Annotated in this window: 4 protein-coding genes; 3 read left to right on the top strand and 1 reads right to left on the bottom strand. The window is 71.9% G+C overall.

The genetic code is table 11. The annotated features are described in order from the left end of the window. Window positions 1-512 (bottom strand): PH domain-containing protein (locus ACFVIU_RS18350; RefSeq protein ID WP_385843561.1); only part of this gene is annotated, 512 nt, incomplete at its 3' end. A gap of 136 nt (window positions 513-648) precedes the next feature. On the opposite strand from ACFVIU_RS18350, the gene deoC reads away from it, so the two are divergent. Genes deoC through ACFVIU_RS18335 form a run of 3 tightly spaced genes read left to right on the top strand, consistent with a single transcriptional unit; the run spans window position 649 to window position 3,928 of the window. Then, the gene (gene deoC / locus ACFVIU_RS18345) at window positions 649-1,608 is read left to right on the top strand and encodes a deoxyribose-phosphate aldolase (protein WP_385843578.1); all 960 of its coding nucleotides are present in this window, start codon (window positions 649-651) and stop codon (window positions 1,606-1,608) included. A gap of 6 nt (window positions 1,609-1,614) precedes the next feature. Next, window positions 1,615-3,045 carry an aldehyde dehydrogenase family protein gene (locus ACFVIU_RS18340; RefSeq protein WP_385843560.1) on the top strand — a complete coding sequence of 477 codons (1,431 nt, stop codon included), beginning with the start codon at window positions 1,615-1,617 and terminating at the stop codon, window positions 3,043-3,045. Beyond that, window positions 3,038-3,928, top strand: coding sequence for an aldehyde dehydrogenase family protein (locus ACFVIU_RS18335; RefSeq protein WP_385843558.1), 891 nt, complete (start codon window positions 3,038-3,040; stop codon window positions 3,926-3,928). The genes ACFVIU_RS18340 and ACFVIU_RS18335 overlap by 8 nt, the downstream gene beginning before the upstream one ends. Window positions 3,929-4,067 lie beyond the last annotated feature (139 nt).

The following is a 4,067-nucleotide window of genomic DNA, read 5'->3' as shown; positions in this document are numbered from 1 at the left end:
AGACACCGCACGCCGCCTGTGCCGCGCCCCCCCCGCCCGCCAAACCGCCCCCCGCCGCGGCCCCCCCCCCGGGCCGCTTCCGCCGCGCCCCGCGCCGTGCGCGCCTCGGCCTTCTTGCGGGCGCGCAGCGACACCGGGATGGACCACAGCTGGTACTTCTTGCCGGACGTGGCGACGACCTCGTTGGAGAAGCCGGAGCGCAGTGCGCTCACCTCGCCCCAGGGCACGGTGATCAGCCGGAAGGGATTGCGGATCCGCAGCCGGTCCTCGCCGGCGAAGACGGCCGGGCGGAGGGTGAAGGCGATCACCAGCGGGACGATCAGGATCAGCGTGGCCAGCGCCAGCCAGGGCGCGCGGCCATGCCCGTGGACCAGCGCGTCGATGCCCAGCCAGCCCACGACCGCGAGCAGCAGCACCCCGCCCGCCATGCCCAGGGGCGAGCGGTAGACGCGGTCTTTGACAGCGGGCGCCGAAGGCTCGGGCGCGGGTGACTCGTGGTCCGGGGTCGTCATGGCCCCGATTGTGCACGACAGCATCACCGGTATCCCCACGCGCCCCGGCCGCACCGCTCATCCGTGATCCACTCCGGCAGAACGAGCACCGGGGCTGTACAGCCGCTACGCGCGTAGATATGCTCGTCTGGTGACCATGCCCACCACTGCTCCCCCAGCACACGCGCTCACCGACGTCACCGCGTCCGACAGCACGCTGCGCCGCTTCCTGCACGGGCTGCCCGGCGTCGACGCGGTCGGCCTGGAGGCGCGGGCCGCGTCTCTCGGCACCCGTTCCATCAAGACCACCGCGAAGGCGTACGCCATCGACCTCGCCATCTCGATGGTCGACCTGACGACGCTGGAAGGCGCGGACACCCCGGGCAAGGTCCGGGCGCTCGGCGCCAAGGCGGTCCACCCCGACCCGACGGACCGCACCACCCCGGCCACGGCCGCGGTCTGCGTCTACCCCGACATGGTGGCCGCCGCCAAGGAGGCCGTCGCCGGTTCCGGCGTCAAGGTCGCCTCGGTCGCCACCGCCTTCCCGGCCGGCCGCGCCGCCCTCGACGTGAAGCTCGCCGACGTCCGCGACGCGGTCGCCGCGGGCGCCGACGAGATCGACATGGTCATCGACCGGGGCGCGTTCCTCGCGGGCAAGTACCTGAAGGTGTACGACGAGATCGTCGCCGTGAAGGAGGCCTGCGGCCCGGACGCCCGGCTGAAGGTCATCTTCGAGACCGGCGAGCTGTCGACGTACGACAACATCCGCCGCGCCTCCTGGCTCGGCATGCTGGCCGGCGCCGACTTCATCAAGACCTCGACCGGCAAGGTGGCGGTGAACGCCACTCCGGCGAACACCCTGCTGATGCTGGAGGCCGTACGCGACTTCCGCGCCCAGACCGGCATCCAGGTCGGTGTGAAGCCGGCCGGCGGCATCCGCACCACCAAGGACGCCGTCAAGTTCCTCGTCCTGGTCAACGAGACCGTCGGCGCGGACTGGCTGGACAACCACTGGTTCCGCTTCGGCGCCTCCTCGCTGCTGAACGACCTGCTGATGCAGCGCCAGAAGCTGGCCACCGGCCGCTACTCCGGCCCCGACTACGTGACGGTGGACTGATCGATCATGGTTTTCGAGTACGCACCGGCGCCCGAGTCCCGCTCGGTCGTCGACATCGCCCCCTCCTACGGCCTGTTCATCGACGGCGAGTTCGTCGAGGCGGCCGACGGCAAGGTCTTCAAGAGCGTCTCGCCGTCCACCGAGGAGGTCCTCTCCGAGGTCGCCCAGGCCGGCTCCGAGGACGTGGACCGGGCCGTCAGGGCCGCCCGCAAGGCCTTCGAGAAGTGGTCCGCGCTGCCCGGTTCCGAGCGCGCCAAGTACCTCTTCCGCATCGCCCGCATCATCCAGGAGCGCAGCCGTGAGCTGGCCGTCCTGGAGACGCTGGACAACGGCAAGCCGATCAAGGAGACGCGCGACGCCGATCTTCCCCTGGTCGCCGCGCACTTCTTCTACTACGCGGGCTGGGCGGACAAGCTCGACCACGCCGGCTTCGGCGCGAACCCGCGTCCGCTGGGCGTCGCGGGCCAGGTCATCCCGTGGAACTTCCCGCTGCTGATGCTGGCCTGGAAGATCGCCCCGGCGCTGGCGGCCGGCAACACGGTCGTGCTGAAGCCGGCCGAGACGACCCCGCTGTCCGCGCTGTTCTTCGCGGACATCTGCCGCCAGGCCGGGCTGCCCAAGGGTGTCGTCAACATCCTGCCGGGCTACGGCGACGCGGGCGCCGCGCTCGTCGCGCACCCCGACGTCGACAAGGTCGCCTTCACCGGCTCCACCGCGGTCGGCAAGGAGATCGCGCGGACCGTCGCGGGCACCCGCAAGAAGCTCACCCTGGAACTGGGCGGCAAGGGCGCGAACATCGTCTTCGACGACGCTCCGATCGACCAGGCGGTGGAGGGCATCGTCACCGGCATCTTCTTCAACCAGGGCCAGGTGTGCTGCGCGGGCAGCCGGCTGCTGGTCCAGGAGTCGGTCCAGGACGAGCTGCTGGAGGCCCTGAAGCGCCGGCTGTCCACCCTCCGGCTCGGCGACCCGCTGGACAAGAACACCGACATCGGCGCGATCAACTCCGCCGAGCAGCTGGCCCGGATCACCGCCCTCGCCGACCAGGGCGAGGCGGAGGGCGCCGAGCGCTGGTCCCCGGCCTGCGAACTGCCGGCGTCCGGCTACTGGTTCGCCCCGACGGTGTTCACCAGCGTGACCCAGGCCCACACCATCGCCCGCGACGAGATCTTCGGCCCGGTGCTGTCGGTGCTCACCTTCCGCACCCCGGACGAGGCGGTCGCCAAGGCGAACAACACCCAGTACGGCCTGTCGGCGGGCATCTGGACCGAGAAGGGCTCCCGGATCCTGGCGGTCGCGGGCAAGCTCCGCGCGGGCGTGATCTGGTCCAACACGTTCAACAAGTTCGACCCGACCTCGCCGTTCGGCGGTTACAAGGAGTCGGGCTTCGGCCGCGAGGGCGGCCGCCACGGCCTGGAGGCGTACCTCGATGTCTGAACCGAACCGTCTGAGCGTCTTCAAGACCTACAAGCTGTACGTCGGCGGGAAGTTCCCGCGTTCCGAGAGCGGCCGGGTGTACGAGGTGACGGACTCGAAGGGCAACTGGCTGGCCAACGCACCGCAGTCGAGCCGTAAGGACGCCCGGGACGCCGTCGTGGCCGCGCGCAAGGCGTTCGGCGGCTGGTCCGGCGCGACCGCCTACAACCGGGGCCAGGTCCTGTACCGCGTCGCGGAGATGCTGGAGGGCCGCCGCGAGCAGTTCGTGCGCGAGGTCGCCGACGCGGAGGGCCTGTCCAAGTCGAAGGCGGCCGCGGTCGTGGACGCGACCGTCGACCGCTGGGTCTGGTACGCGGGCTGGACCGACAAGATCGCCCAGGTGGTCGGCGGCGCCAACCCGGTCGCGGGCCCGTTCTTCAACCTGTCCTCCCCGGAGCCGACGGGTGTGGTCGCCGTACTGGCGCCGCAGGAGTCGTCCTTCCTGGGCCTGGTGTCGGTGCTCGCGCCCGTGATCGCCACCGGCAACACGGCGGTGGTGGTCGCGAGCGAGAAGTCCCCGCTGCCGGCGCTCTCCCTGGCCGAGGTGCTGGCCACCTCCGACGTGCCGGGCGGTGTGGTGAACGTCCTCTCCGGCCGTACGGCGGAGATCGCGGCGCCGCTGGCCGCGCACCAGGACGTCAACGCGATCGACCTCGCGGGGGCGGACGAGGAGCTGGCGAAGGAGCTGGAGATCGCGGCGGCCGACAACCTCAAGCGCGTGCTGCGTCCCCAGGATGTGGACTACTCCCGGACGCCGGGGATCGAGCGGATGACCGCGTTCCTGGAGACGAAGACGGTCTGGCACCCGACGGGTTCGCTGGGCGCGTCCGGCTCGTCCTACTGACGGCAGGCCACCAGGACGAGAGCCGGGGGGGGCCCCCCCCCCCCCCCCCGCCCCCCGCGCCCCCGCGCGCGCGGGGGGGGGGGCCGGCGGGGCGCCGACGCCCCCCGCGGGCCGCCACCCACACCCCCCGCCGCGGCGG

Source organism: Streptomyces sp. NPDC127190, assembly GCF_042672505.1.
In the GTDB taxonomy this organism is placed as follows: Bacteria; Actinomycetota; Actinomycetes; order Streptomycetales; family Streptomycetaceae; genus Streptomyces.
Note: the sequence above shows the minus strand (reverse complement) of the source record. Positions and strands in the feature narration are given on the sequence as shown.

Excerpts from the sequence above, each read along its gene's own strand:
- deoC (WP_385843578.1), top strand. The coding sequence starts at position 649 with ATGCCCACCACTGCTCCCCCAGCACACGCGCTCACCGACGTCACCGCG.
- ACFVIU_RS18340 (WP_385843560.1), top strand. The coding sequence starts at position 1,615 with ATGGTTTTCGAGTACGCACCGGCGCCCGAGTCCCGCTCGGTCGTCGAC.
- ACFVIU_RS18335 (WP_385843558.1), top strand. The coding sequence starts at position 3,038 with ATGTCTGAACCGAACCGTCTGAGCGTCTTCAAGACCTACAAGCTGTAC.